The sequence below is a fragment of the Nocardiopsis sp. NPDC058631 genome, from assembly GCF_042716955.1.
Lineage (GTDB): Bacteria > Actinomycetota > Actinomycetes > Streptosporangiales > Streptosporangiaceae > Nocardiopsis.
In genome coordinates, this window is sequence record NZ_JBHXQY010000021.1 from 32713 (window position 1) to 53356 (window position 20644).

Sequence of the window (20644 nt, forward strand, 5' to 3'; positions counted from 1 at the left end):
CGGGGCGGTGCGAGCCTGCGGGACCGGGGACGACCGGGCGAGCGCGTCAGGAGCGGAGTGGGGACGGTCCCGAGGAGACCGTCCCGCCGGGGTGGGCTCGTGCGGGCTCAGCCCTGCTCCCGCGCCTCCTGGTCCGCGGTGCGGGCGCGCTCACCGCGCAGGCGCTCGCCGAACTCCTCGGCCATCGCCAACTCCTTGCGCAGGGTCCGGCAGCGCTGGGCGATGGACTCCTCGAACGCGTCCAGGTCCGAGCTGAGGGCGGCGCGCTCGTCGTCGGCGGTCCCTGGCGTGTTCAGCCTGTCCAGGGACTGCAGGAGCTTGTGGGTCTCCTCCAGGGTGAAGTTCAGCGGCTTCATGCGCTTGATCAACTGGAGCCGGTCGACGTCGTCCTCGGTGTAGAGCCGGAACCCGCCCCGGGAACGGGCCGAGGGCTCGACCAGGCCGACCTCCCCGTAGTAGCGGATGGTCCGCAGGGACAGGCCGGTCCGCTCCGCGACCTCGCCGATCTGCATGTGCCCGCCGCTGGACATGACCGCACTCTCCTCGCATCGTCGCATCCCTCGCGCGAGACGTGTTCTCGCCGCGGGGCACCCTGTCGGGTAACGCTAACGCGTCCCTCACCGGTTCCCGGACGTCCGCGGGCGCGACGGTGGCGCGGGTCACCGCGCCTCGCGCGCCGGCAGGGCCACCGCACAGGCCGCGACCACGGTCTGCGCGGCTGCGAGGGCCCAGAAGGCGCAGCGTACCCGTCGCCGGACGCTCCGCCCCGGGACGCGGCCAGGGTGGCCAGCAGGGCCAGGCCCACCGCACCGCCGGCCTGCTTGGCGGTGTTCATGCCCGTCGGCGGTCTCACCCGGCTCGGCGCTCCCGGTGCGCCCGCACCATCTCCCGGTACCAGTGGTAGCTGTCCTTGGGCGTGCGCGTCAGCGTCTCGTAGTCGACCGCCACGATGCCGAACCTGCGGTCGTACCCGTAGGCCCACTCGAAGTTGTCGAGCAGGGACCAGACGAAGTAGCCGCGCACGTCGACCCCGGCCGCGATGGCGTCGGCGAGGGCGGACAGGTGGTCCCGCAGGTAGGTGACCCGGTCCCCGTCGTGCACGCGCCCGTCGGCCGCGGGCACGTCCGGCTCGGCCGAGCCGTTCTCGGTGATGTAGACCGGGGGCAGTTCCGGGTACCGGCGCCGCAGGTCGAGCAGGAGGTCGGTGAAGGACTCCGGGACCACGGGCCACCCCATGGTCGTGTGGCGCACGCCCTCGACCGCCACCTGCTCCACCCCGATGTCGACGGCCGTGCGCGTGGCCGCGTCGGGCAGCGGTGCGTGGCGCACGTGCACCGGGCGGTAGTAGTTCAGCCCGACGAAGTCCAGGGGCTGGGCGATGGTCGCCGCGTCCTCGGGGGAGCGGTAGCTCCCGTCGGCCAGCGGCCCCCAGACGGCGGTCTCGTTCTCGGGGTAGTGGCCGCGCAGCAGCGGATCCAGCCACACCCGGTTGTGCAGGGTCTCGGCGCGGTCCACGGCCTGCGCGTCCTCGGCCGAGTCCGTGGCGGGGATCAGCCGGTCCGGGTTGAGGGTGATGCCGACCTCCGCCCCGCGGCCGTGCCGTGCCGCCGAGTCCCGCAGCTCCCGGGCGGCCAGGCCGTGGGCCAGCAGCAGGTGGTGCGCGGCGGCCAGGGCGGGCGTGCCCTCCCTGGTGCCCGGTGCGTGGCGTCCCACCGCATGGCCGACGAACGCCGAGCAGTGCGGCTCGTTCAGGGTGATCCAGCGCCGGACACGGTCACCCAACCGGTCCGCCACCACCCGCGCGTACTCGGCGAAGCGCTCGGCGGTGGAGCGGACGCGCCAGCCCCCCTCGTCCTCCAGCGCCTGGGGCAGGTCCCAGTGGTAGAGCGTGGCCACGGGCTCGATCCCGGCCTCGCAGACGGCGTCGACGAGACGGTCGTAGAAGGCCAGCCCCTCCGGGTTGACCGCCCCCTTCCCGGTCGGCAGGACGCGCGGCCACGCGATCGAGAACCGGTAGGCGTCCACCCCCAGCTCCTGGAGGAGGGCCACGTCCTCCGGGTACCGGTGGTAGTGGTCGCAGGCGACGTCGCCGCTCTCGCCGCGGGCGACGCGGCCGGGCGTGCGGCAGTAGGTGTCCCAGATGGACGGCCCGCGGCCGCCCTCGGCGGCGGCGCCCTCGATCTGGTAGGCGGCGGTCGCGGCCCCGAAGACGAATCCGGGCGGGAAGACGGGCAGCTCTGGCATGGTCATGGTCTCTCTCCGATGGCTGTGTGCGGGGGAGCGGAACCGTGTCCGCGGTGGGGTACGGGGGAGGCGGGCGGGTCAGTAGCCGGCGGACTTGTCGACCACGTTCGCCAGCGGTCGGCCCTGGACGCGGCGCTCCAGGTTGTCGACGAAGATGTCCACCCCGCGGCGCCGCGTCGCGGCGGTCGTCGCCCCGTTGTGCGGGGTGACGACGACCTGGGGGAGGTCCCAGAAGGGGCTGCCCTGCGGCAGCGGCTCCTCGCCGTGGGCGTCGAGCCCGGCTCCGGCGATCCACCCCTCGGTGAGGGCCCGCAGCAGCGCCCGGTCGTCCACGATCCCGCCGCGCGAGACGACCACGACGAACGCCGACTCCTTCATCGCCCTGAGCTCCGTCTCACCGATCAGGTGCTCGGTGGCGGGGGTGTCGGGGGCCGTGACCACCACGAAGTCGGACTCGCCCAGCATCCGGTGCAGGTCAGCCGGTGCGTAGACGGCGTCCACACCGGGGGAGGGGCGGTCGGTGCGCCGCCGCACCCCCACCACCCGCATGTGGAAGGCCCGGGCCTTGGCGGCCAGGTCGAGTCCGGCGTTCCCGAGGCCGACGATCCCGCAGGTGAGGCCGTTGAGCTCACCGTGCTGGAAGCGCTCCCAACGATGCCCTGCCTGGGCCCGCGCCCAGCGGGCGGCGTCGCGGTTCAGCATCAGCATCAGCATCATGGCGTGTTCGGCCAGGGGTATCGCACCGTTGCCCGCGGAGGAGGTGAGGGTCGCCGGGTGCTCGTCCAACCCGCCCGCGAGGTCGGCGTTCACGCCCGCCGCCCAGCTGTGGATCCATCGCACGGCGGGAGCCGCGGCCAGCTCCTCCCCGCTGAGGGTCCCGGCGACCACGGTCGCCGACGCCAGGAGGTCGGGGCGCTCCCCGGGCCTGTCCACGAAATCCACCGGGGCGCCCGCGGCGGCCGTGCGGATCCGCTCCTTCTCCTCGGGTTCGAACCGTCCGCTCACGAGTACTGGTCCGTACTCGGGCACGCACATCACGTCCTTCGTTCGCTCTGGTAATTTTGGCCGAGATTGGTCCGACCGGTCCGGTGAGTATAGGGAAGGTGTGTGTCAGATGCCACAGGAGGGGCGTCCGGTCTTCCGGGCCGTCGAGCGGTCCAAGGTCTACTCCGCGGTCGCCGACCAGATCCTCGCGGGGGTGCGTTCGGGTGTCTTTCCCCCCGGCTCACCGCTGCCCGCCGAGCGCGTCCTGGCCGAGCGGTTCGAGGTCGGACGCGGTTCGGTCCGGGAGGCCATCCGCGTCCTGGAGCACGCGGGGGTGCTCGACGTGCGCGTGGGCAGCGGCACCTACGTGGTCGGCGACGGGGGCTCGGAGGAGAACGTCCTGCGGGCGCGCGCCGCGGTCGCCGGGGAGCACAGCCCGTTGGACCTGATCGTCGCCAGGGCCTCTCTCGAACCGGTGTGCGCCGAGCACGCGGCGATCGCGCGGACCTCCAACGACCTGCGCGTACTGGAGGATCTGGTGCTCCAGCAGGAGCGCGTGGTCCGCGAGGGCGCAGACCCCTCGACGGTCGACGCCGACTTCCACCTGGCAGTGGCGGCGGCCTCGCACAACAGCGTGCTCTTCGCCCTGGAGCGGACCCTGGTCGACCTCATGCGCGAACGCATGTGGAGCGAGCTCAAGGACCGCTCGCGCAACAGGGGCAACCAGGCCGAGCACTACCTCGAACACCACCGGCAGGTCTTCCGCGCCATCGAGCGGCGCGACCACCGCAGGGCGCGGCAGCTGATGGCCGTGCACATGAGCGAGATCGAGACGGGCCTGCTGGGCGAGCTGGGCTCCTCGCACGAGGAGGAGCGGCCGGAGCGCCCCTGAGCGCTTGACACGGCGTGCGGCGCCCACTTAGCTTCACCATCGGTCAGGTGGTCGGACCAGTTGTCCTGGTCCGACCGACATCGACACCGAAGGAGAGCACCGTGGTGACGCCGCGCTACGCCGTGAACTGTTCGATCATGATGAAGGACCGGCCGCCCGAGCGCAGGCTCGCGGCGGTGCGGGAGGCAGGCTTCGAGGCGGTGGAGTTCTGGTGGCCCTTCGCCGTCTCCACGCCCCCCGAACACGAGGTCGAGGGCTTCGTCGACACCGTCCGCGCCTCGGGGCTGCAGCTGGTCGGACTCAACCTCTATGCGGGTGACATGCCCGGCGGCGACCGGGGCGTGGTCTCCTGGCCCGACCGTGCCGACGAACTCCGGGCCCACACCGCCGTGGTGCGCCGTATCGCGGAGGCCCTCGGCTGCCGGTCGTTCAACGCCCTGTACGGCAACCGCCGAGCCGACGTCCCCGACACCGAGCAGGACGCCGCCGCGGTCCGCGCCCTGGGATCGATCGCCGGCGAGCTCGCGAAGATCGGGGGCACGGTCCTGGTCGAGCCGGTCAGCGGCGCCCCGGACTACCCGCTGCTCACGGCGGACGATGCCGTGGCGGTGATCGACCGGGTCGGGGACCGGACGGGCGCGGACAACCTCCGCCTCCTCTTCGACGTGTACCACCTCGCGGTCAACGGCGACGACGTCCCGGCCGCCCTCGCCCGCCACCGGGACCGGGTGGGCCACGTCCAGCTGGCCGACGCACCCGGCCGGGGAGCCCCCGGGACCGGCGCGCTCCCGCTGCGCGACTGGGTACTCGACCTGGCCGCGGGCGGCTACGGCGGCTGGACCGCCCTGGAGCACGCGGGCGAGGGACCCGACACCCTCGCCTGGGCGCGCTCCTGCGACCTGCCCGGCCTGCCCGGCGGGCCGACGGTGTGAGGCCGCCGTGTCGGCCGGGTCCGGCCGACACACCACATCCCGGCGGGCCCGACGGCCCGCCGGCATCGACGAAACAACCCAGGAGTTCGCAGTGAGTGTACGAACGATCGCGTTCATCGGCCTCGGCGTCATGGGCGCCCCCATGGCGGCCAACCTCGTCCGTGCCGGATTCGACGTGGTGGGACACAACCGCAGCGCCGCGAAGAGGGAGGCGCTGGTGGCCGCGGGCGGGCGCTCCGCGGCGTCGGTGGCCGAGGCCGTGACGGGAGCCGACGCCGTCATCACGATGCTCCCCGACTCCCCGGACGTGGAGGCCGTGGTCCTGGGCGAGGGCGGGGCCCTGGAACACATGCGGGCCGGCGCGCTGCTCATCGACATGAGCACCATCCGCCCGGACGTGGCCCGCGCCGTGGCCGAGGCCGGGGAGGCCAGGGGCGTCCCGGTCCTGGACGCGCCCGTCAGCGGGGGCGAGCAGGGAGCCGTCGAGGCGAAGCTCTCGATCATGGTCGGGGGCGAGCCGGAGGCCTTCGCCCTGGCGGAGCCCGTGCTGGACGCGCTCGGCGCGACGGTGGTCCACGTCGGGGCGGCCGGGGCCGGCCAGACCGTCAAGGCCTCCAACCAGCTGATCGTCGCGGGGGTGATCGAACTCGTCTCCGAGGCGCTGGTCTTCCTCGACGCCCACGGGGTCGACCGGGAGCGCGCGGTGCGTGTGCTCGCGGGCGGGTTGGCCGGGAGCACGGTCCTGGACCGCAAGGCCGCGTCGATGCTCGCGCGTGACTTCGCCCCGGGATTCAGGGTCGACCTGCACCACAAGGACCTGGGGATCGTCACGGCCGCGGCGCGCGAGGCCGGGGTGGCCCTCCCGCTCGGAGCACTCACGGCGACCCTGATGGGTTCGCTGAGCGCCCAGGGCTGCGGCTCTCTCGACCACTCGGCACTGTTGTTGCAGGTGGAGCGCATGTCGGGCCGGGAGGTAAAGGCCGCCGACTGACCCGGACCGGCCTTTCCGGCACATTGTCAGTCTTGAAATCTTGACTGACAATGTGCCTATACTGGCCTGCCGCCGTCGCGGAGCGCCACCGGTGCGGAAGGCGGACCGGGCCCGCGGCGGCCACGCCGACGAGAGGACCAGCCACATGGCACAGGGTGTGACGGAGAGCGGGCCCGAGGCCGCGGCCAGCGCGCCACGCACGTCCGACTGGCATCTGGGCGCGACACGGTGGACACAGCTCACGCTGACGGAGAACGACCCGGGTCGCTTCGACCCCGACTTCTGGATCGACGTCATGCGCCGGAGCAGGTCCAACGCGGCCTGCATCAGCGCCGGCGGCTACGTCGCCTTCTACCCGACCGACGTCCCGTACCACTACCGCAGCGCCCACCTCGGTGACACCGACCCCTTCGGCACCCTCGTCGACGGGGCCCGCAGCCTCGGTATGCACGTCATGGCGCGGGTGGACCCCCACGCCGTCCACGCCGACGCCGCACGGGCGCACCCCGAATGGCTGGCGCGCACCGCCGACGGCCGACCGGTGGAGCACTGGGGCTACCCCGACATCTGGCTCACCTGCCCGTTCGGACCGTACAACCGCGAGTTCATCACCGAGGTCGCCCGGGAGATCGTCACCCGCTACGACGTGGACGCCGTGTTCGCCAACCGCTGGCAGGGCCACGGCATCTCCTACAGCGAGGCCGCGCTGCGCAGCTTCCGCGACGAGACCGGGTTCGACCTGCCGCGCCGCGAGGGGGACTCCTCCGACCCCGCCTGGCGCGCCTACGTGGTGTGGCGCCGGCGCAAACTGAGCGAGCTGGTGAGCCTGTGGGACCGGGCCGTGCGCGACATCCGCCCGCACGCGCGGTTCATCCCCAACCTGGGTAGCATCGCCGCCCGCGACCTCGACCGCGACATGCTGGCCAGGCACTTCCCCTTCTTCCTCATCGACAAGCAGGGCCGCTCCGGGGTCGAGGCCCCGTGGTCGGCCGGCCGCAACGCCAAACGGAGCCGGGCGGTGTTCCGGGACAGACCGGTCGGCCTCATCACCTCCATCGGCCCCGAGGACCACCAGCACCGCTGGAAGGACTCGGTCTCGCCGGGCGCCGAGACGACCATGTGGATCGTCGACGGCTTCGCCCAGGGCGCGTTCCCGTGGTTCACCAAGTTCAACGGCATGGTCCCCGACCGCCGCTGGGTGCGGCCCGTCGTCGACGCCTTCGCGCTCCACGAGCGTCTGGAGCCCGAGCTCGCCGCCCGCGCGGTCACGGCGGACGTGGCGCTCCTGGAGACGGGCACCGGACCCGCGGGGACGGGGACCCGCGCGCACGAGGACGGCTTCTACCACGCACTGGTCGAGGCCCGCATCCCCTTCGAGGTCGTCGCGGAGCCGAACCTGACCGTGGAGGAACTCCACCGGTTCAAGGTGCTGGTCCTGCCCGACGCGGAGCGGCTGAGCCAGGAGCAGTGCCGGACCATCCAGGCCTTCGCCGAGTCCGGCGGGAGCGTCGTCGCCGCCCACAGGTCCTCCCTGGACGACGAGTACGGCACCCCCCGGGCCAACTTCGGACTCGCCGACGTGTTCGGCGCGGACCTGAGCATGCCGGTGCGCGGCCCCGTCAAGAACAACTACATCGCGCTCATCGGCGACCACCCCACCAACGCCGGGTTCGACGGCGCGGAGCGGATCATCGGGGGCACCGAGCTCATCGGCGTGACCGCCCGCCCCGGGACCGAGGTGCCCTTCCGGTTCGTGCCCGACTACCCCGACCTGCCGATGGAGGAGGTGTACCCGCGGGAGGAGCCGGGCAGCCCCGCCCTCATCACACGGGAGCTCCCCGGCGGAGGACGCTCGGTCTACGCCCCCTTCAACCTCGGCTCGCTGTTCTGGGAGGCGCTCCAGCCCGACCACGGAACCCTCGTGGCGAACGCCGTCCGCTGGGCCCTGGGCACACCCGAGCGGGTCCGGGTGCGGGGACGCGGTCTCGTCGACCTCGCGGTGTGGGAGAACCCCGAGTCGGTCGCCGTGGTCATCGTGAACCTCACCAACCCCATGGCGCTCAAGGGGCCCATGCGTGAGATCCTTCCCCTCCCCGAACAGGAGGTCTCGATCGCCCTGCCCGAGGGCGCGGTCGGCGCGCACGCCCGCCTCCTCGTCGCGGAGACCGACGTCCCGGTACGCGTCCGCGAGGGCCGCGCCGAGGTCACCGTCGGCTCCGCGGACCTCGTCGAGACCGTCCGGTTCACCTGGATCCGGGGTGAGTCGGCGTGACAGGGCACGACCTCTGGTGGCAGCGGCCGTTCCAGATGTTCCAGACGAACCTGAGGGAGATCGACGCCGGCCTCGACGTCGGCCGGGTCCTGGACTACCTGGAGGAGTTCGGCGCGCGCGCCTGGCTCCTCAGCGTCGGCGGCATCATCTCCAACCACCCCACGGACCTGGACTTCCAGACCCGCAACCCCGCCCTGGCCGAACGCCCCTCCGGGGACCTCGTGGGCGACGCGGTGGCGGCCGCGGGGGAGAGGGGCATACGGGTCCTGGCCCGGATGGACTTCTCCAAGGTCGACCACCGCCGTGCCGAACGCCACCCGGAGTGGTGCTTCACCGGCGCCGACGGCACACAGCAGGTGTACAACGGACTGACCAGTGTGTGCCCCAGCGGCGACTACTACCAGCACCGCCTCTTCGAGGTGGTCGACGAGGTACTGGACCGGTACGCCGTCGACGGGTTCTTCTTCAACTGGATGTCGTTCAACGAGGTCGACTACAGCGGGGTCCACCGGGGCACCTGCCACTGCCTCCCCTGCCGGAGGGCCTTCGCGGACTTCGCACCCGGCACCGAACTGCCCACCGGACCGGGCTCCCCCACCTACCCCGTGTGGAAGAGGTTCACGGCGACCGTGCTCGACGAGCTGACCGCCCGCGTGCGCGCCCACGTCAGCGCGCGCAGACCGGAGGCGCCGCTCATCCTCGGGGACCGGGCCGACATCGTCTTCCACGAGGCCAACAACGCCGTCGGCCGCACCCTGTGGCACCACCGCACCGCCGAGCACGTCAGCGCCGCCCGGACGTACCGGCCGCGGGTCCCGGTGCTCACCAACGCCGTGGGCTTCGTCGACATGCCCTACCGGCTGGCGGGGGAGGAACCACACCACTTCGCCCAGTACCTGGTGCAGGCCATCTCGCGCGGCGCCAACCCCTCCACGTACATCATGGGAACCCCCGACGACGTCACCTACGAGTGCCTCGACGTGGCCGGGGAGGTGACCCGCTTCCACCGGGACCACGAGGAGGTCTACCGCGACCTCGTACCGGCCGCCCGTACCCTCCTGGTGCGGCCGGACCCGCTCAAGCTCGCCCCCGCGCGGCTGGAGGAGGCCACCCACGAGTTCCACGGGCTGTACACGGCACTCCTCGAACGGCACATCCCGTTCGACGTCCTGCCGGAGCCGCGCCTTCCGGACGTCGGCGCCCAGGGCCGTCTGGGCGACTACGGGTTGGTCGTCCTCCCCGACCTGGGGCCGTTGGGCTCCGAGGCGGTCGAAGCGCTGGACCGCTTCGTCCGAGGAGGGGGTGGTGTGCTCGCCACGGGTGAGAGCGGGTTCGAGGGTGAGGCCTTCCAACTGGAGGGCTCCCCCGTACTGCGTCGGACGGCCGTCCGGGACACCGTCGAGTCCGTACGCTCGCTGCACCTGCGCCGCCCCGGGCGGCACGACGCGCGACGCGGGGGCGACCTTCCCGTGCTGGGCGCCTTCCACGTGGTCGAGGCACTGCCGGACGCGCAGACGGACCTGCCGGTGCTGTCCCGCGCCCCCTACGGCCCGCCCGAGAAGTGCCACGGCCATGTGTCCCTGGACCTGCCCGGTGCGCTGTGGCGCACCCACGGGCAGGGCCGGGTGGCCGTCCTGCCCTGGACACCGGGCCGCGCGTACCGCCAGGTGGGCCTGAGCGGGCACAGGGACGTGTTCGTCGAGGCGGCGCTGCGCACGGCGAGCGGCCCCGTACGGGTCGACACCGACCTGCCCGAGCAGGTCGAGGTGGTGCTGGGCACCTCGGCGGCCGGGGGCGTGGTCCACCTGATCAACCACTCCGGAGAGGTGCCGCAGGGGTTCCGTGCGCCCCTCCCGGTGGAGGGACGGCGCCTCAGGGTGCCGTGGTGGCCCGACCAGCCGTCGCTCGCTCTGCGCGCCGGCACCGGACCGGGCGGGGACGGGGAGGTCGTGCTGCCCCGTATCGACCTCTTCGAAGTGCTGGTCAGGCCCTGACACATCAACGCCCGGTAACATTGTAAAACAAGTATTCATGAATTATTGACAGACCAGATCTATGCCGGAAACATGTCCTGTGAGGCTGCACACACTCACTGGGGTGGCTTCCCCCGCAGCGAAGGGAATGTGATGAGAGACTTCGATCGGCGCGCGTTTCTCGCCTTGACCGGCCTGGGCGCGATGGGTGCGTCCACGCTCCTGTCCGGCTGTGGCGGCGGCAGTTCCAACTCCGCCCTCCGATACGCCTGGTGGGGGAACACCGTCCGCCAGCAGACCTACACCCAGGCCCTGGAGGAGTTCCAGGAGGCGAACCCCGACATCACGATCGATCCGGAGTTCGCCGAGTACACCGCCTTCCAGGAGCGCATGACCACGCAGATGGCGGCCCGCAACGTCGCCGACATCTTCTGGATCGCCTCCCCCCAGGTCATGACGTACGAGGCGAACGGACTGTACCGCCGACTCGACGACATCCCCACCCTCGACCTCTCCGACTACAGCGATGAGGAGATCGCGTCCTTCTCCCTCGGCGGCGAGTTCGTGACCATGCCCCACGGCGTCTTCGTCCCCGTCGTCCGCCACAACGAGACCTTCCTGGAGGAGGAGGGCGGGCAGATGCCGGGGGAGGACTGGACGTGGGACGACCTCGCCGAGTTCCTCATCGACTACAGCGCGAACAACGCGGCAGGACGCCGCGGGGCGAGCTACACCCCCGACCAGGACATGGCCTTCGAAGCATGGCTGCGCCAGCGCGGCCAGGACCTCTGGACCGAGGACGGCACCGTCGGGTTCGACGCCGAGGCCCTCGGCGACTGGTTCGAGTGGTGGCGCAAGCTCCTCGACGAGGGCGCCGTCCTGAGCCTGGGCGAGCAGGAGGGCATGCAGCCCGACTTCTCCGCTGTCGGTGACAGCGTGCTGCTCACCTTCGGCAGCTCCAACCACATCATCGACGAAGCCACGATGTTCCCCGACTGGAAGTACCGGCTCCGCTCCGTGCCGGTCGGCGGCGACGCGGCCGACGGACACCGCTTCCTCTACTACCCCCGGCTGGCCGTCTACCAGGGCATCGACGACGACAAGGTCGAGGCGGCGGGACGGCTCATCGACTTCAGCGTCAACAACGCCGACTTCCTGCGGACCGTCGGCCTCACCATGGGGGCGCCCCCCAACCCGCGTGTCCTCGCCGAGGCCTACGAGTTCGCCTCCGAGGACGAGACGGAGATGCTCACCGTGGTGGAGGCGGACAAAGCCGAGGAGCAGCGGCCGCGGCACGAGGCTCCCCCCGGGACGGGCACGTGGCGGGAGGCACTGTCGCGCGCCTCGGAGAACGTCGCCCTGGGCAACGGCGCCGTCTCGGAGGTGGCGGAATCGCTCATCGCCGAGATCCAGTCCGGCATCGACCAGGGGGCATAGGGCGTGGCCCCCTCAGTGAAGCGCAGACCCGCCGACAAGCGGCAGGGCCGTGCCGCCTACGTCTTCCTCAGCCCGTGGCTGCTGGGCCTGTGCCTGGTCACCGCCATTCCGCTCGGAGCCTCGCTCTACCTGGCGTTCACCGACTACAACATCCTCAGCACACCGAACTTCACCGGGCTCGACAACTTCGAACGCATGCTCGGCGACGAGCGGTTCTGGGCGTCGGCCTCCGTCACCGCCCGGTACGTGCTCATCTCGGTCCCGCTCCAGCTGATGTTCGCGCTACTCCTCGCGGTTCTGCTGGACCGCGGGGTGCGGGGGCTGCCGTTCTACCGCGGCGCCTTCTACCTGCCCTCGCTCCTGGGGGCGAGCGTCGCGATCGCCGTCCTCTGGCGGGAGGTGTTCGGACACCACGGCCTGGTCAACGACGCCCTCGCGCTGATCGGGATCGAGGGCCAGAGCTGGCTCCAGAACCCCTCCACGGCGCTTTCGACCCTCATCGTCCTCAACGTGTGGACCTTCGGCTCGCCGATGGTCATCTTCCTCGCCGGCCTGCGCCAGATCCCCGAGGAGTACTACGAGGCGGCCCGCGTGGACGGGGCCTCACGCGTCAGGCAGTTCTGGCACATCACCGTCCCGATCCTCACCCCGATCATCTTCTTCAACCTCATCCTGCAGACCATCGGTGCCTTCCAGACCTTCACCCAGGCACACGTGATCAGCGGCGGTACCGGCGGCCCGGTCGACTCCACCCTCTTCTACACGCTCTACGTGTACCAGCAGGGGTTCAAAGCCTTCGACATGGGCTACGCCTCCGCGCTGGCCTGGGTCCTGCTGCTGGTCATCGGCGCCGTGACCGCGATCCACTTCTTCCTGTCCAAGTACTGGGTCTTCTACGGAGACGACTGATGATCGACGCCGCACCGGTCGTGGGCGCACGCGGCCCCCGCAGCCGCCGCCGCACGCGCAGCGCGATGCTCAAGCACGGCGCCCTGCTGCTCTTCCTGATCGTGATGATCTACCCGCTGGTCTGGATGATCGTCAGCGCCTTCAAGCCCGCGCACCTGATCCTGACCGAACCGGGACTGATCCCCACCGAGGTCACCTTCGAGAACTTCCGGGAGGGCTGGCACGCCCTCAACCGTCCCTTCTCGATGTTCTTCCTCAACTCCCTCGTCGTGACCGTGGGATCGATCCTCGGCAACCTCTTCTCCTGCTCACTGGCCGCCTACGCGCTCGCCAGGCTGGAGTTCAGGTCCCGCCGCCTCTTCTTCGGGATCACGCTCGTCTCGGTCATGCTGCCGATGCACGTGCTGATCATCCCGCAGTACATCTTCTTCGCCCAGCTGGGCTGGGTGGACACCTACCTGCCGCTGCTGATCCCCAAGCTGCTCGCCACCGACGCGTTCTTCATCTTCCTGATGGTGCAGTTCATCAGGGGCATCCCGCGCGACCTCGACCGTGCCGCGGCGATCGACGGAGCGGGCCCCTTCCGGATCTTCTGGCACGTGATCCTCCCGCTCATGCGCCCCGCCCTGGTGACCACGACCATCTTCACGTTCATCTGGACGTGGAACGACTTCTTCACGCCGCTCATCTACCTGACCTCGACGGACATGTACACCGTGCCGGTCGCGCTCAGCGCGATGGTCAGCTCGGAGAGCCAGCAGGGGATCGGGATGCTGTTCGCGATGTCCCTGGTCTCGCTGCTGCCGGTCATCCTGTTCTTCGTCTTCGCGCAGCGCTACCTGATTCGCGGGATGGTCACCAGCGGCCTCAAGTGAGGCACGTCGGAAGCCGGCCCCGGGGCGCGGGCCGGCTCCAGGGCTGCCCGGGGCCCCTCCGGCGTGTGGAGGGGGCTACTCGTCCCCGGCCGTCTCCTGCGCGCTGGTCTCCAGCCCCGCCAGGAGGCGGTCGCGCGCGTGGTCGAGGTGCTCGGACAGGCGCAGGCGCGCCGTGTCGGGGTCCCGCGCCTCGATCCCCGCGAGGATGGTGGCGTGCTCGTGGGCCACGGTGGTGCCCTGGGTGGCCCGGTGCGCCTGGAACCGGCCCATGGTCAGGTGCACCTCTCCCATGATCAGTTCGTGCATCCGGCTCAACCGCTCGCTGCCGGCGCCGGAGACCAGCGCGGTGTGGAAGGCGATGTCGGCGCTGACCTGCCGCTCGAAGTTGCCCTCCCGGGCCGCGGCCTCGATGAGCAACTGCGCCTCGGCGGCCTCGGCGGGCACCAGCCCCTCGGCCGCCAGCACGGTGACCGCCGCGCTCTCGACCGTGCCCCGGCTGAAGAAGAGGTCGTGGATCTCGTCCGCGTGGAAGTCGGGGACGACCGCCGTCTTGTGGGCGGACCGGCGGAGCAGGCCGAGCACGGTGAGCCGTTCCAGGCACGCCTTGGCGGTGGGGCGCGCAACGTCGTACTCGGTGGCGATGCGGTGTTCGGTGAGCTTCTCACCGGCCGCGATCTCCCCGTTGACGATGCGGCGGCGCAGTGACTGGTAGAGCTCGTCGGTCAGGGACGAGGGCGCGAGGGCGAAGTTGGCCTGTCGATTCACGTACTCATGGTGCCACAGCCGAGTCTCTGACACATACATCTGTTAGACCAGTACACCGGTAGAACAGCTGGTCGCGGGCCTTGAATCTCCTTCTGTGACCCCCCGCACACTTGGAGGTCGGCCTCGCCGGAGCAGCCCCGGTCGCGGGCCGGGGAGAGGATGCGCGGAACCGTGGCGACCTCGCCGGGTCGAGTGCCATCCGCCATCCACCGGGCGGCTCGTGGGCCGGGTCCAGGCCGCCTCACCCGCGCTCGACGGGCCCGTCGCGCAGGCGGACGTTCTCCTCCTCCAGTTCGAGGATCCGACCGATTCCCGCCAGGTTCACCCCCTGGGCCGCCAGTTCGGCCACCCGCCGCAGCCGGGTGATGTCGGCGTTGCTGTACAGCCGTGTGCCGCCCTCGGTGCGCGTCGGCGCGACCAGGCCCCGCTCCTCGTAGGAGCGCAGGCTCGGCGGTGCGACCCCCGCCAGCTCCGCGGCCACGGAGATCGTGTACAGGCCCCGGGCGGAACCTGATCGCGGTTCTGCCATCAGTACGTCCTTCCTGGAGGCGCCACTGGTGTGACCCGTGATCCTACCCTCCGCGCTTGAGAAAACCTTTGTCCGTCACAGTTGAATATCTACCCTGGGCTGAGGTATAAAACTTGCGTCACCTCGCATCAGGTTTTCTACTAGGGACAGAGGAGGCTTTCATGATGCTGATGCGCACCGACCCCTTCCGGGACATCGACCGCCTCACGGAGCGGATCCTGGGGGAGGCGTCCAGGTCGGCCTCGATGCCGATCGACGCCTACCGCGAGGGCGATGTCTTCATCGTCTGCTTCGACCTGCCAGGTGTGCGTGCCGACTCCATCGACATGGAGGTCGAACGCAACGTTCTCACCGTGACAGCCGAGCGCTCGGGCACCGTGCGTGACCGCGAGGCGCTGGTGATCGCCGAGCGGCCCACCGGCACCTTCTCGCGGCAGCTGTTTCTCGGCGAGACGCTGCGAACGGACGCCATCCAGGCGGATTACACCGACGGCGTCCTGACCCTGCGCATCCCGGTCGCCGAGCAGGCCAAGCCGCGCAAGATCAGTGTCAGCCATGGCGGCGGTCGGCCTCGCAGCATCGATGCCTGATGCCCTCAGCGGCCCGGCTCCGGCCGGGCCGCCCCTGAGCAGTGTCTGTGTCCCTCGCCTCAGGAAACAGTGATCCGATGCCTTCCACGCTTCGCAGGACCCGCGCGATCGCCGAGCACATCCAGCGCCACGACCACCGGGAGTCGACCCATCTGGCGTGCGTCCGCTTCTTTCGGGCCCTCCGGGCCTACGAGGCCGCCTGGGGGAGTAGGCCCGGGCGGCTCGGCCGGGCGCTGGAGGACCTCAAAAATGCCACTGCCGATCTCACCGGTGGCCCCGACGCCTTCCGGCGGGCGTTCCGGGACCCCCGTCACAGGGGCGGGCCGTACAGTCTCGACGAACCGCTGGCCGAGCAGTTGCGGGCGTTTTTGGAGGCTCCGGTGGGAGTCGGGGCGGGCTGAGTTGCCGCCCCGGATATCTGCTCGCCGGACACGCGAAAACCTGTCTTGGTCAGAGTAGACATGTGTTGGTGGCGCTGATACATTTTCTGTCGTAGCCACAGAGATCCACACGGTGGACCACCGGATACGCCGGTGGAGAGCAGGACCGGTATCCCGCGTGTGCGTGGGACATCGAACCAACGAAGAAGAGCGCAGTAGGGCTCGACCGGCGCGCAGTGTCGGACAGCGCCGGGAGCCGGTAGGACCGCAGTGGCAGTACCGGTTTCCCACCCGTGGGGGACCGCGCAGCAACAGAGCAGGTCGGCTCGACCGGCGTACACGTGCTTCAAGACGCCGGCGGCCGGTGGGGCCGGTGCCCCGCCCGTACGGGGGACACCGCAGCAGGAGGGAAGCGCACGCGAAGAGATCGAGAGGAGTAGGTGCCATCGAGGAACGCCCGGGTGTGGGAATGCTCCACTCGGGTACCGCAGGCCCGGTTCGGAAGAAGGTGGTCCACGGTCACACAACCGCGATCCCCGCACTCCCGTCCGAGTTCGATCTCGGCAAGCGGAAGACCGGCGGCAGCCGGTAGGTGGTATTGAACTCTCGGGCCCCAGCGCCGTTCGGCGCTGGGGCCCTCGGCGTGCGACAAAGAGAGACGTTCGACCAGTCCCGGAACCGAGGACCGGTTCGACGATGACGACCACCCCGCCCACACCGCGGGGCCGGGGCGGACCCCCCGGTCCGCTCGCGAGGGAAGGCGCGCCGAACATGGCCGGTATCTTCGATCGTTTCTTCGGGCCCGAACCTGCGAGGAGGCCGCTGGACCAGCACGCGGTCGACGAGGTCCTGGCCCTCGTGCGGGCCCACCGCAAGATCGAGGCCGTCAGACTCGTGCGGAGCGGACCGGCCCGGGGCTGGTCGAGGCCAAGCACCTCGTCGAGGCCGTCGAGGAGGGCCGCCGGGTTCCGGTCGAGCCCACACCCGGTCGGAGCCTCGCCGACCGGGCCCGGGAACTGCCCGCCCGGGACGGTGTGGCCGAGGCGATCACGTTGGTCTCCCGCGAGACCGGGATGACCGAGGGCGGGGCCGCCCGCTTCGTCGACAGCCTGGACCGCTGCCCCGACCACTGGGCCGCCCCGGGGTTCCCGCCCGGTGACCGCGGCGAAGGATGGAGGCCGGGCCGCGGGCGGCCCGGGGAAATGCTGCGCCCCAGGGCCGTCAATTCCCAACGCTGCCTGTAGAGGCACATGGGGCGGATCGTGGCGGGGGAGCGCGAACCGATGGGCGCGGGCGACGCCTGGTCGGCCGCAGCGCCAGGACGGGCGCCCAGGTGACGGTCGGGGCGGCTCCGGTGCCGTCAGCCGGTCGTAGGTTGCCCAGTCACTGCTTCCGTAGGTGTCCAGCCAGCCTCTGGGGACCTCGGTGGCTTCGTGCTGCCCCGGTACCCGGACGCCGCGCGGACGGCGAGGGACAACAGCGCCATGGAGCCGACGCGGCCGAGCACGAACTCCACTGCTGTTGTGACTGAGGGGACGGCTGGTCGCGGCGTCCTGCCCGTGCGACCTCCCCGACCGCCCGCCGGAGCTCTTCCCCGCCCGCGCCGGGGCCGCCGCCCGCCTGGCACGCGCAGCGGTTACCTGCCCTGACCGCCGTCGCCTCCGAGGCGGGGTGAACCTGCGGCTTCCCCACCCGTTCGAGGTGGAGGTGTCATCGGGGCGGGCCGGCGGGAGGAATGAGAGCTTTTATGCCGTTTTGCGCTACAGTGCCACGGAGCTGACAACGGTTTTCATTGTCCGGCTTGTGCGGTGCACCGCTCGAAGCCCGCCCGGACCGCCGCTCTCCGGGCGCGAACGAAGACAGGACAGGGATGGACACAACCACACCCCACACAGGAGCGGGTCGGGGCCAACGCGCGCCGGTCGGCTCCGTCCCCGGGGCCGCACACGGGGAACGGGCGCGGACCAGGCGAAGACGCCTGAACTCCCTCGTGCCCGCCGTACTGGCAGCCCTCCTCCTCTTCGCCGTCCTCGCCTCCGCCAGCACGGGATCGGTCCCCCTCGGCCTGCCCGACGCCACCAGACTCGTGCTCGGACACCTCCTGCCCGGCATGCCCTGGATGACGGACGGCAGCTACACGGTCCTCCAGGACCAGGCGGTGTGGCAGTTCAGAGTTCCCAGAACCCTCCTCGCCGCGATCACCGGCGCCTCCCTCGCCCTCGCCGGGGCGCTGATGCAGGCGGTCGTCCGCAACCCGCTGGCCGAGCCCTACGTGCTGGGGGTGTCCGCCGGCGCGGGCGTCGGCGCCGTCCTGGTGGTCGTCGGCCTCGGCGGAGCCGTGGGCGGCCCCTCGCTCTCGACGGCGGCCTTCACCGGCGCCGCTGTGGCGACCGCGGCGGTCTACCTGCTGGCACGCAAGAACGGGCGGATCGCACCGCAGCGCCTCATCCTCGCCGGGGTGGCCCTCGGGTCCCTGTTCAGTGCGGTGACGAGCTACCTGACCCTGACCACGGAGGCGCAGAACGTCTTCAGCGTCATGTTCTTCCTCCTCGGCTCGGTGTCGGCCGCGACCATGGACTCCCTGCTCCTGCCCGCGCTGGCCCTGCTGCTCGCGGTGGTCGTCGTCTCCCTCAACATCCGCGGTGTCAACGCGATGCTCATCGGTGACGAGGCCGCCACGTCCCTGGGCATCCCCGTCGACCGCCTGCGCACCGTCCTGTTGCTCGTCTCCGCTCTCCTGGTGGGCGCCGTGGTCTCGGTGAGCGGCAGCATCGGTTTCGTCGGCCTGATCATTCCGCACATCGCCCGCATCGTCGTGGGCACCGACCACCGGATCATGCTCCCGGTGTGCGTGCTCGGCGGAGCACTGTTCCTGGCGTCCGCCGACCTGCTGTCCCGGACGATCGCGGCGCCCACGGAGATCCCGATCGGCATCCTCACCGCCGTTGTCGGGGCACCGTTCTTCCTGTGGATCATGCGCCGTGATCGCGCCTCAGTGGCGGGGATGGACCGATGAGGGTCGTGTTCGACGAGGTCTCCGTGTCGCGCGGGGGCAGAGCCGTCGTCGAGAACGTGTCCCTCGACGTGCCCTCCGGCGCCGTCCTCGGGATCCTCGGGACGAACGGCAGCGGTAAGTCGACGCTGCTGCGAACGGTCTACCGGGTGCTCCGGCCCCGGCACGGGCGGGTACTCCTCGACGGTGACGACGTCTGGCGGATGAGCCCGCGCGAGGCCGCACTGCGGGTCGCCGTCGTCGCCCAGGAGTCGCACGACGAGTTCGGGATCACCGTGGCCCAGGCCGTCCTACTGGGCCGCACCCCCCACCACCGCGGATTCGGATCCGACACGGCGCAGGACCGCGGGATCGCCGCGGAGGCGATGGCCAGGGTGGGTGTGAGCGCGCTCGCGGACCGCCAGGTCGCGGACCTGTCCGGCGGGGAGCGGCAGCGGGTCCTCCTCGCCCGCGCGATCACGCAGCGAGCGAGGGTGCTCGTGCTCGACGAGCCGACCAACCACCTCGACATCGCCTACCGGCTCGAACTCATGGACCTGATCCGCGAACTGGGGCTGACGACCCTGATCGCCCTGCACGACCTCGATCTGGCCCTGGGCCACTGCGACCGCGTCGCACTCCTCGCCGGCGGCCGGGTCGACCGGGCCGGCACGCCCGAGGAGGTGCTGACGTCGGATGTGCTCCGCGACCGCTTCCGGGTCCACGCCGACATCGTCCGCACCCCGGCCCGCGACCGCGCCCACATCCTGTTCAACGGCGTCGTCCGTTCCGAACCCGCCCCCACCGACCCCTCCCCGTCATCCCCTGAAGGGACACGAACATGACCGACCCCCGACCCGCATCCGGCAAGCGGACCTCCGCAGCCGCAGCACTCACCGCCCTCGCCGCGCTCGCCCTGAGCTCCTGCGGGACCTCCGTCTCACCCGAGGCCGCGCCGCAGGGCACCGCCCAGGAGGGCTACCCGGTCACCGTCCAGAACTGCGGAACCGAGCTGACGTTCGAGGCCGAACCCACACGCCTGGTCGGACTGAGCCCGTCGCAGACCGAGCTCCTGGTCGAGCTGGGCCAGGCCGACCAGCTCGTCGGCCAGGCCCAGACGGACACGGACGAACTGCCCGCTGAACTCTCCGAGCAGGTGGCCGACGTGCCCGTGCTCAGCGACAGCGCCCCACCGACCCGGGAGACCCTGCTTGAGGTCACCCCCGACTTCGTCTACTCGCCCACCACCTACGAGTTCACCACCGAACAGGGTTTCGCGAGCACGGACCAGCTGGCCGAGGCAGGGGCGAACGCCTACGTGGCCACGGGTGGCTGCCCCGAACGGCGGCAGTCCGGCACGGTCGACGACGTTTTCACCGACATCGAGAACCTCGGGATGGTCTTCGCCGAACCCGAGCGCGCCGCCGAACTCGCCGGTGAGGGCCAGGAGCGCCTGGCCGCGGTCTCCTCGGCCATCGAGGGAGCGGAACTGCCGACAGTGGCCCAGCTCTACGTCGATGGCACGACGCTGTCGGCCATCGGCAGCGGCGTCGAGTACGACATCATCCTCCAGGCCGGAGGGGACAACGTCTTCGATCCGGACGAGTCCGCCTTCGCCGACTTCTTCGCGGCGACGATCACCCCCGAGGAGGTCACCTCACGGGATCCCGACGCCATCGTGTTCGGCGTCAAGGACAGCGAGCACGAGGCCGCGGTGCGCTCCTATCTGACCGAGACCTTCCCTGACGTGACCGCTGTCGCGGAGGACCGCCTCATCGCGGTTCCCGGGTCCGACCTGTTCCCCGGGACCCTGGGCAACATCGGCGCCGTCGAGCGCATCGCCGAAGGTCTCCACCCCGACCGCTTCTGATGGACCACG

At 71.1% G+C, this 20644-nt stretch carries 18 protein-coding genes; 13 read left to right on the forward strand and 5 right to left on the reverse strand.

What is annotated here, in order from left to right; genetic code table 11:
* Positions 1-107: 107 nt before the first annotated feature.
* The 3 genes from ACFWTE_RS09975 to ACFWTE_RS09985 all read right to left on the reverse strand — a co-directional run bounded on the left by ACFWTE_RS09975 (position 108) and on the right by ACFWTE_RS09985 (position 3279).
* On the reverse strand, positions 108-530 hold the full coding sequence (locus ACFWTE_RS09975; RefSeq protein ID WP_378778952.1) for a MerR family transcriptional regulator: 423 nt from the start codon (positions 528-530) through the stop codon (positions 108-110).
* 319 nt (positions 531-849) lie between these two features.
* A complete protein-coding gene (locus ACFWTE_RS09980; protein WP_378778953.1) occupies positions 850-2250 on the reverse strand; it encodes a GH1 family beta-glucosidase in 1401 nt (466 codons plus the stop codon).
* A 72-nt stretch (positions 2251-2322) separates the two neighbouring features.
* Positions 2323-3279 carry a D-2-hydroxyacid dehydrogenase gene (locus ACFWTE_RS09985; RefSeq protein ID WP_378778954.1) on the reverse strand — a complete coding sequence of 319 codons (957 nt, stop codon included), beginning with the start codon at positions 3277-3279 and terminating at the stop codon, positions 2323-2325.
* A gap of 79 nt (positions 3280-3358) precedes the next feature.
* Between ACFWTE_RS09985 and ACFWTE_RS09990 the strand changes: the two genes are divergently transcribed.
* From ACFWTE_RS09990 to ACFWTE_RS10025, 8 genes are all read left to right on the forward strand, one after another.
* Positions 3359-4120: a FadR/GntR family transcriptional regulator gene (locus tag ACFWTE_RS09990; protein ID WP_378778955.1), complete on the forward strand. Its 762-nt coding sequence runs from the start codon at positions 3359-3361 to the stop codon at positions 4118-4120.
* Positions 4121-4221: 101 nt separating this feature from the next.
* Positions 4222-5052, forward strand: a complete 831-nt coding sequence (locus ACFWTE_RS09995; RefSeq protein ID WP_378778956.1) for a hydroxypyruvate isomerase family protein — start codon at positions 4222-4224, stop codon at positions 5050-5052.
* A gap of 64 nt (positions 5053-5116) precedes the next feature.
* Positions 5117-6043, forward strand: a complete 927-nt coding sequence (locus ACFWTE_RS10000; protein WP_378778989.1) for a 2-hydroxy-3-oxopropionate reductase — start codon at positions 5117-5119, stop codon at positions 6041-6043.
* Positions 6044-6188: 145 nt separating this feature from the next.
* Positions 6189-8315 (forward strand): family 10 glycosylhydrolase, encoded by a 2127-nt coding sequence (locus tag ACFWTE_RS10005; RefSeq protein ID WP_378778957.1) that lies wholly within the window; start codon positions 6189-6191, stop codon positions 8313-8315.
* Positions 8312-10309 carry a beta-galactosidase gene (locus ACFWTE_RS10010; RefSeq protein WP_378778958.1) on the forward strand — a complete coding sequence of 666 codons (1998 nt, stop codon included), beginning with the start codon at positions 8312-8314 and terminating at the stop codon, positions 10307-10309. The genes ACFWTE_RS10005 and ACFWTE_RS10010 overlap by 4 nt, the downstream gene beginning before the upstream one ends.
* Before the next feature lie 132 nt (positions 10310-10441).
* The gene (locus ACFWTE_RS10015; protein ID WP_378778959.1) at positions 10442-11725 is read left to right on the forward strand and encodes an ABC transporter substrate-binding protein; all 1284 of its coding nucleotides are present in this window, start codon (positions 10442-10444) and stop codon (positions 11723-11725) included.
* Positions 11726-11728: 3 nt separating this feature from the next.
* Positions 11729-12634 (forward strand): carbohydrate ABC transporter permease, encoded by a 906-nt coding sequence (locus tag ACFWTE_RS10020; protein WP_378778960.1) that lies wholly within the window; start codon positions 11729-11731, stop codon positions 12632-12634.
* Positions 12634-13509 (forward strand): carbohydrate ABC transporter permease, encoded by an 876-nt coding sequence (locus ACFWTE_RS10025; RefSeq protein WP_378778961.1) that lies wholly within the window; start codon positions 12634-12636, stop codon positions 13507-13509. Before ACFWTE_RS10020 ends, ACFWTE_RS10025 begins: the two co-directional genes overlap by 1 nt.
* A gap of 75 nt (positions 13510-13584) precedes the next feature.
* Here the strand turns inward: ACFWTE_RS10025 and ACFWTE_RS10030 are convergent, their stop codons facing one another.
* Positions 13585-14274, reverse strand: a complete 690-nt coding sequence (locus tag ACFWTE_RS10030; protein WP_378778962.1) for a GntR family transcriptional regulator — start codon at positions 14272-14274, stop codon at positions 13585-13587.
* Between the two features lie 241 nt (positions 14275-14515).
* Positions 14516-14803 (reverse strand): MerR family transcriptional regulator, encoded by a 288-nt coding sequence (locus tag ACFWTE_RS10035; RefSeq protein WP_378778963.1) that lies wholly within the window; start codon positions 14801-14803, stop codon positions 14516-14518.
* Between the two features lie 161 nt (positions 14804-14964).
* Here ACFWTE_RS10035 and ACFWTE_RS10040 point away from each other — a divergent pair, with 161 nt between their 5' ends.
* The 5 genes from ACFWTE_RS10040 to ACFWTE_RS10060 all read left to right on the forward strand — a co-directional run bounded on the left by ACFWTE_RS10040 (position 14965) and on the right by ACFWTE_RS10060 (position 20635).
* The gene (locus tag ACFWTE_RS10040; RefSeq protein WP_378778964.1) at positions 14965-15393 is read left to right on the forward strand and encodes an Hsp20/alpha crystallin family protein; all 429 of its coding nucleotides are present in this window, start codon (positions 14965-14967) and stop codon (positions 15391-15393) included.
* A 77-nt stretch (positions 15394-15470) separates the two neighbouring features.
* Entirely contained in the window at positions 15471-15794 is a 324-nt protein-coding gene (locus ACFWTE_RS10045; protein WP_378778965.1) for a hypothetical protein, read from the forward strand.
* A gap of 1969 nt (positions 15795-17763) precedes the next feature.
* The gene (locus ACFWTE_RS10050) at positions 17764-18789 is read left to right on the forward strand and encodes a FecCD family ABC transporter permease (protein ID WP_378778966.1); all 1026 of its coding nucleotides are present in this window, start codon (positions 17764-17766) and stop codon (positions 18787-18789) included.
* Entirely contained in the window at positions 18786-19610 is an 825-nt protein-coding gene (locus ACFWTE_RS10055) for an ABC transporter ATP-binding protein (protein WP_378778967.1), read from the forward strand. Before ACFWTE_RS10050 ends, ACFWTE_RS10055 begins: the two co-directional genes overlap by 4 nt.
* The gene (locus ACFWTE_RS10060) at positions 19607-20635 is read left to right on the forward strand and encodes an ABC transporter substrate-binding protein (RefSeq protein WP_378778968.1); all 1029 of its coding nucleotides are present in this window, start codon (positions 19607-19609) and stop codon (positions 20633-20635) included. Before ACFWTE_RS10055 ends, ACFWTE_RS10060 begins: the two co-directional genes overlap by 4 nt.
* Positions 20636-20644 lie beyond the last annotated feature (9 nt).

Excerpts from the sequence above, each read along its gene's own strand:
- ACFWTE_RS09975 (WP_378778952.1), bottom strand. The coding sequence starts at position 530 with ATGTCCAGCGGCGGGCACATGCAGATCGGCGAGGTCGCGGAGCGGACC.
- ACFWTE_RS10025 (WP_378778961.1), top strand. The coding sequence starts at position 12,634 with ATGATCGACGCCGCACCGGTCGTGGGCGCACGCGGCCCCCGCAGCCGC.
- ACFWTE_RS09990 (WP_378778955.1), top strand. The coding sequence starts at position 3,359 with ATGCCACAGGAGGGGCGTCCGGTCTTCCGGGCCGTCGAGCGGTCCAAG.
- ACFWTE_RS10005 (WP_378778957.1), top strand. The coding sequence starts at position 6,189 with ATGGCACAGGGTGTGACGGAGAGCGGGCCCGAGGCCGCGGCCAGCGCG.
- ACFWTE_RS10060 (WP_378778968.1), top strand. The coding sequence starts at position 19,607 with ATGACCGACCCCCGACCCGCATCCGGCAAGCGGACCTCCGCAGCCGCA.
- ACFWTE_RS09985 (WP_378778954.1), bottom strand. The coding sequence starts at position 3,279 with ATGTGCGTGCCCGAGTACGGACCAGTACTCGTGAGCGGACGGTTCGAA.
- ACFWTE_RS10015 (WP_378778959.1), top strand. The coding sequence starts at position 10,442 with ATGAGAGACTTCGATCGGCGCGCGTTTCTCGCCTTGACCGGCCTGGGC.
- ACFWTE_RS10045 (WP_378778965.1), top strand. The coding sequence starts at position 15,471 with ATGCCTTCCACGCTTCGCAGGACCCGCGCGATCGCCGAGCACATCCAG.
- ACFWTE_RS10035 (WP_378778963.1), bottom strand. The coding sequence starts at position 14,803 with ATGGCAGAACCGCGATCAGGTTCCGCCCGGGGCCTGTACACGATCTCC.
- ACFWTE_RS10040 (WP_378778964.1), top strand. The coding sequence starts at position 14,965 with ATGATGCTGATGCGCACCGACCCCTTCCGGGACATCGACCGCCTCACG.
- ACFWTE_RS10055 (WP_378778967.1), top strand. The coding sequence starts at position 18,786 with ATGAGGGTCGTGTTCGACGAGGTCTCCGTGTCGCGCGGGGGCAGAGCC.
- ACFWTE_RS09980 (WP_378778953.1), bottom strand. The coding sequence starts at position 2,250 with ATGACCATGCCAGAGCTGCCCGTCTTCCCGCCCGGATTCGTCTTCGGG.